The 6,450-nt window shown below is 48.8% G+C and carries 3 protein-coding genes; all 3 read right to left on the bottom strand.

The window, feature by feature from the left end:
• Positions 1 to 407: 407 nt before the first annotated feature.
• From Q1A54_RS11275 to porU, 3 genes are read right to left on the bottom strand one after another with little or no spacing between them, the layout of a single operon-like run.
• On the bottom strand, positions 408 to 1,688 hold the full coding sequence (locus tag Q1A54_RS11275; protein ID WP_299987899.1) for a pitrilysin family protein: 1,281 nt from the start codon (positions 1,686 to 1,688) through the stop codon (positions 408 to 410).
• A 15-nt stretch (positions 1,689 to 1,703) separates the two neighbouring features.
• Positions 1,704 to 2,828: a type IX secretion system outer membrane channel protein PorV gene (gene porV / locus Q1A54_RS11270; RefSeq protein ID WP_196117058.1), complete on the bottom strand. Its 1,125-nt coding sequence runs from the start codon at positions 2,826 to 2,828 to the stop codon at positions 1,704 to 1,706.
• A gap of 49 nt (positions 2,829 to 2,877) precedes the next feature.
• Positions 2,878 to 6,432: a type IX secretion system sortase PorU gene (gene porU, locus Q1A54_RS11265; protein WP_299987895.1), complete on the bottom strand. Its 3,555-nt coding sequence runs from the start codon at positions 6,430 to 6,432 to the stop codon at positions 2,878 to 2,880.
• Positions 6,433 to 6,450: the final 18 nt, after the last annotated feature.

The following is a 6,450-nucleotide window of genomic DNA, read 5'->3' as shown; positions in this document are numbered from 1 at the left end:
CCGGGAGAGTAGGTGGCCGCCAACCCCAACAACAGACAGCCCCTGATTCCAACCGGAGTCAGGGGCTGTCCCCGTTTGAAGCCCCTCACAAGAAAGGGGGAGCAGGCTGCTAGGTTCTGCATCCCCTCGGGGGGATCATAGGGGGGAACGCGGCGCTGGATGGCCAGCAGCGGACCTGTTTGCGGTGCATGCGCAGCCTCTACGCCCCTCTGAGAGTTTCGCTCGCAAGCTTCGACGCGCGTCCCGCTTGTACTCAAGGGGAGACTGCTAGTACTCAACAGCCCTACCTCCAAGGGAAGAAGTAGAGTGTTAACATCTAAAATGAAGTTGCATCTAGTGTAAACATAGAAGGCTGCCCATCAAGGCAGCCTTCTATGTTTCTTCAAATATGGATTGAGGGAAGTGATCTAATCAGGTTTTTTACCGGCTATAGCAGTCTTTAGGCCATCTAATGCAATGTAATGGTTTGCCAGATCTTTAAGTTCCTCAGCTGTTACGCCTCTTATAGTGCTGATATAATTATTATAATGCTCGTAAGGAAGCTTGTGCAGTACAATGCGTTTATACCTATCACACTGCTCAAAGATGGTGGCGATATCGTTTAAGAATTTGCCAAGCATGTAGCTCTTTACGGTTTGTAACTCTTCCTCCGGCACTAACACATCCTGTAGTAGCTTTACTTCTTTACGAATCTCTTCTATAGTCTTGTATGTAACCTGATAGTTTACATCGGTCCCTATAAAAAATAAGCTATCATGCTCTTTCGGCGATATAGCTGAATAGATTCCGTAGGTATAGCCTTTGTCCTCCCGAATATTGCGCATCAGCCTCGATCCAAAATATCCGCCTAGTATTTCATTAAGTACAACAAGCTTATGATAGTCTTCGTGCCCGATAATCGGAAACTGTTTGCCTAAACGGATGGAGGATTGTAAGCTTTCTGGCATCAAGACAAAGTCTTCGTTCTTATTAGTCTCAAGATTAGGTGAAGTTATGTCACTTGTTGCTTCTACTAACTGTAGAGTTGATATCTCCTTTTCCAGAAGTTTTTCCAGTTCTTCATCGATAGCGCCACAAGCAAAAACTTCCAGATGGTCTGTGCTGTACCTGCTCTTATAGAAGTTCGCTAGCTCTTCTTTGGCAATAGTATCTAATGCATTTTCATCGAGGCCAAACACATAGGGGTGCTTTTCACCATAAACCAGTTTTGTGAAGCTGTGTGTTGCAAGGTAATTATTCTTCTGACGCTGTACTTTCAGGTTTTGCTGGTTGCGTTTCCGAAGTAGTTCAAACTCCTCTGTCGGGAAGACTGGGTTTTGCAGAACATCAAGTATTAACGGCAGTAGTTCTGGTACATATTTGCTCAGACAGTAAAGCGTGAACTCCGATCGGTCGTAACCATGGTTGTTTTCAAAAGAGGCTCCGTAATAGGCTACTTTCTCAGCAATCTGCTTGGCTGTGTAATTCTTACTGCCTTCAAAAAGCATTTTGCCCGTCAAGTCAGCTAAACCTGCCTGGTCTTCATACCACTTACCCGCTTTAAAAACAAAATCCAGCCTGATAACAGGCTGGGTTTCGCTTTTTATATAATGCAGTCTCGCTCCGTTGCTCAGATGACTTACCTCGGCTATCTGTAGCGTTACTGCTTCTATTTCATGTATTTCTGGTGCTTTTGTTCTATCAAGCATTCTGTAATTAGTTTTTTAATCTAAGTTAAGCGACAAACTGAAGCGAATGGTTTCAGCAAGAGGATTACCTCTTTCGCTTGGGATCAGGTATGCCGCGTCAATGCCAAATTTCTGGTAACGCAAACCTACACCTGTTGAAATATACTTTCTGTTGCCTTTCTCCGGGTTTTCATAAAAATAACCAAGACGAGCGGCAAACAGGTTATTATACCAGTACTCTACACCTCCAGAGAAGTTTATTTCTTTCAGTTCCTCACTGAACCCACCCGGGGCATCACCGAAAGAAGTAAAGATACCGCTGATCACTGTCTGTGTGCTGTCAGCACCAGGCGATGGTACCAGCAGCTTGTTGGCATCAAGCACAAAAGTTAATGAGTTGTACTGGTCAAGGTTATACGTAATCGCCGTTCCTAGTTTCAGGTTAGTAGGCAGAAAATCTTTCTGGTCACCATTGGTATAGGCAATTTTTCCACCGATGTTAGAGATGTTAGCTCCCAGGCCCAGGTTCAGGTTCTGAGAAAGATCGCGGTTATAGTATACACCTACGTCTACAGCGGCTGTATTACCTGGCTTTGATTCAAAAGGTGTAGCGCCACCGCCAATGGTTACATTACCGGCCAGGTTAGACCGAATGAAACGGGCACCTATACCTAAGCTAAAGTATTCGCTCAAAGCTTGTCCGTATGAAACTGACAGCGCATACTCCTTAGGAGAGAATTCAGTGATGTCGTTTCCGTTGGCATCGATGAACTGAATATCACCCAGGTCAAAGTATAGAAGCGAAGCAGATATGGCAGATGTTTCAGATAGCTTTTTATAACCTGAGAGGTAGCTGAGAGACATGTCGTCCACGATATTTCGCAGCCACGGAGAATAAGAAAAACTTACACTCATGTCGTTCTGCACAAAGCCCAGCTTAGCAGGATTCCAGTGTGGTGTGTTTGCATCAGGGCTGATGGCAACACCCGCATCGCCTAAAGCGGCAGAGCGTGCATCCGGAGCTACTGTCAAAATCGGAACGGCGGTGGTTACCGTGCGTGAGTCTTGGCCAATAGTAGATGTTTGTGCTGATGCAAAGTGCACTGAAAAGAATGCAGCCACAAATGCAGTGGCTTTTACAAGTAAATTTTTCTTATACATATAGAGGGTATTGTTGCAAAATCAAATATAGAAATATTATAGGATTTTACTAATTCAAGAGCACAAGTTTCTCAAATCTAGTGGCCGTAGCTCCATCATATTGAGAACGTACAATGATTCGGTAAACGTATACGCCGCGTGCTAATGTGTCGTTAAATTCGTCTCTCCCGTTCCAGTTTATGTCTGCTAGGTGCGACTGGCTGGCATAACTAGTGCCTTGCAGTGTTTTAACCAGTTTTCCTGATACGGTAAATATCTGTATATGGATATCTATATTTTCGCCCGCCCTGTTGTGGTCAAAATGAAAGGTCGTATTTGTGGAGAATGGGTTCGGGTAATTCAGTAACTGTGTTATCGTTAACTTTTCGTTGTTCGACACGATAAATTCTAACCGTTCCTGTGCTGAATTGTTGTGCGTGTCCCAGGCCTTGAGCGACAAAGTATGCGGGCCTTCTTTCAAGTCCTTGAAAGGGTAGCGTATAGAGCCAGACTGGTAGCTGTCGCGATCGGAAGTATAGTAGTCATTAAGTACGATGGCCTGGTCGGTGCCTTCATCCAATATGGCGATCATCTCGTGGCCCGATCCTATACCTGCCGTGTTCAGGCCGTTCTCGTCAAAAAGTTTTGCCAACAGGACCGGGTTCTGACCCGTTGTGCCTCCGAATACGAAAGACTCGTCATCCATGAACAGCTTAATGACAGGAGGTGTATTGTCTATGGCTATGCCTGAAGCAGTGCCTCCAATGACTACTGCAGTGTCGGCTCCCAAAGCATCATGTGCAGTACTTTTGGCATAGAGGCTGATTTTGCCAGCACCATAGCGGTAGTCGATATCTTTGGGAACAACAAAGCTCAGCTCAAAGGTACCGGATTTGACAGTGGCTTGTCCGTCATACACAATGTTCTCGCGCAGCTGAACTGGTAAAGGCTGGTTACCGCCAGGTATAGCGGGTTCGCCTGTGCGCTCCGGTGTATTATCACCCAGGGTGCGGCGGGTAATCGGTTTCTCAAAAACAGTGATATGCAAAGAGCCATCAAAATTCCTGGCGATGCTGCCGTCTGCAGCCGTCACGACGCCTTTCATGTTTACCTTACCTAATGCCCCAAGCGTGTCGGAAGCGGCTTGGCTTCCATTGATCTGTGTGATTTGTGCCTGTAAATGGGGATAGGCTAGTTGCTGAGAAGGGTCAGCCAGCAGTGTGAAGTTACGGTTGTTCACACCCCTGGAACCTCCTGTCTCTGTCAGGCTGATGTTTTTAGTCAGGCGCATTACATCACCTAGTCGGGGCATCCGACCATTTACAGGACTGAAAGCCGCTCTATAGAAGTTGCGATTGAGTACCCGGTTATCGCTGGAGAAAACGGGACGCGTTGTGGTAAGCAGGCCGATGGCACCTCCTTGTGAATTTAGCAGAGCGAGTTCTGCACCAGAGGAGCGCCTTGGGTCGTCGTAGCGACCGAATTCGCAGGTAGCGGTAAGCAGAAAAGTCAATCGGTCTTTGTTTCGCCAGTTGTTTATCTGCGGCACCGTCAGGATCTGCTCCCATGCCCAGCTGACTTCGTTGCCATGTCCGGTATAGTTCACGATCAGGGAGCCCTGCTCTACAGCTTTGTCGATAGCTGCTGCTGCTTCAGGTGCACGCTGCCCATTGGCGACGGCTTCCTGTGGGTATAGGTCCAAATATACCTTGTTGGGATTGTAACTGATGTGCTCACGCTCAAGGTAGGTGCTCAGAAACTCGGCATCGTTCAGGTGCTCGTTGTAGTCACCGTCGTCAGCCACAAAAGTTACCTGACTGCGCCACTTCCCAAAATGTCCCGGGCTGTCGTAAGCGATGATCTTGTCAACTACTGTCGCCGCCTCTGTCGTGGACTTTACAGGTAGCCGGCCTATACCTATATCAAGCAGGTGGTCACCAGTACTGTTCTCGGCCCATTCGCCCTCATCCTCATCCAGAAAACCATAGTAGTCTTCGGAAGAGTAGCTGCTGATCGGGTGCAGCGATTGCCTTGACTGGTACACGGGCACAAAGTTAGTGTTGTTGATCAGTCGGTTTTTGTAATCGTAAGACGTGTCACCAAATAGCAGCAGGTAAATCACATCGTCGCCCTGCTTGCTGCTGCGGCTGTAGAGCATGCGCATGTAGTCGCGGATGGCCGTTACATCCTGCGCTCCTGACGAGAACTCGTTGTATACCTGTGTGGTGGTAACCACTGCAACTTGCATGTTACTATGCTGCCGACGGTGTGCTGCCAGGCGGTTGGCCTCCTGCAAAAAGCGGGGATGAGTCAGGATAACCAGGTCGAGGTTGCCATCGAGGTTGTGGCTGTGTAGGTCCTGGTTCGTCACCCTCCCAAAAGCTGCTGGTTTCAGCCCTGTGTTGTTCCTGAATGCCATAAATTCCCTGAGCACATCAGTTGGAGCACTAAAACTCAGATCCGTGCCTGAAGAACTTGTCTGCTGCAGGACAGGTCGCAGCGGATCCGTCACATCCCATACCTGTGTGGCACCGGGTGCGCCTGCCATACGGAAAGTACTCACCGGGCTGGCCAGACTTGCGGTGGAACGGAAACTGGTTTGGTCACCGTAGAGCTTGAGCTGGCGCTCGTAGTTGAGTGTCAGGTAATTCAGGAAACCAAGTGCAGTAGAGTTGCTACCTGTGCTAAAGTTGATTCCTACCTTTAGCTCCGTCGGTTGCCCGAGTACTTGCTGGTTTAAGGTATAGGTGCTGATGCTATTCACGCCTTCCGGATGGTAAGGAAACGTACCACGGCCGCTGATCGTCTGCGTGCCCAGGGTATGGCCATTGAGGCGTAAGGTATAGGAGCTCTCTGCCGATGAGTTCGCCATCAGGAAAGCCGTGAGTCTTACATCAGATCCCGGCACCAGATCCGATACAGGCAGGCTGATTTCGCGGGAGGTTGTGAAGGCGCTGAAGTCTTCCCCGTACCATTCCCTGCCGGAGTACACCATGTTCTTCAGATCACGCTCGTGGTAGAAGCGCTCGTTATAGCTGCTGATAGTTTGGCCGGAACCACTTGCCTGGCCGCGTTCGCTTATTCGGAGACCCTTGCCAGCTCCTACCCGAACAAAATAATAAGCAGTATCGGAGTAGATATTGTGGCTGTGACGAAAGGCCGGGCTGCCGCCTGTAGCTTGCCAGGTATGAGGACCTTGTGCGTAAAACAGTACATAGTCTGACTCGTCGAAGCGGCCATCGGTTTCACCTGCCACCCAGATGGCATTCTCTACAAGATCGTCAGGGCGAGGTGCATTATTGGGCTGCGGGAGCATACCGCGGCCGTTCCCAAATAGCTGGAATGTGCGTGGGTCGAGCTGCTGGGTATTGACGCCAAGTGACTGCAGTAGTGCCCTGTCGATGCGGTGTATACCTGATTCGGTTACGCCAATTTTATACCAGTTACCTGTGCTGAGCACCGATGAAGTGGCGAATTGGCTTTGGGTGCCCTCAGTGCTTTGGGTAGTGTTGCGGGATGTTTGCCCTTGTTGCGGAGCAGCTGCAATTTCCTGTGCCCTTGCATGGGGCGCTAGCAGGCTGGAGCCGAACAGCAGACAGGTATACAGCAGCAAAGAAATCCGCATGGCAGACTTAGGTAAATT

Source organism: uncultured Pontibacter sp. (assembly GCF_947502515.1).
Taxonomy (GTDB): Bacteria; Bacteroidota; Bacteroidia; order Cytophagales; family Hymenobacteraceae; genus Pontibacter.
The sequence above is the reverse complement of the archived record's forward strand: the minus strand, read 5'-3'. Positions and strand labels throughout refer to the sequence as shown.

Coding starts and splice junctions, on each gene's coding strand:
- Q1A54_RS11275 (WP_299987899.1), bottom strand. CDS start 1,688: ATGCTTGATAGAACAAAAGCACCAGAAATACATGAAATAGAAGCAGTA.
- porU (WP_299987895.1), bottom strand. CDS start 6,432: ATGCGGATTTCTTTGCTGCTGTATACCTGTCTGCTGTTCGGCTCCAGC.
- porV (WP_196117058.1), bottom strand. CDS start 2,828: ATGTATAAGAAAAATTTACTTGTAAAAGCCACTGCATTTGTGGCTGCA.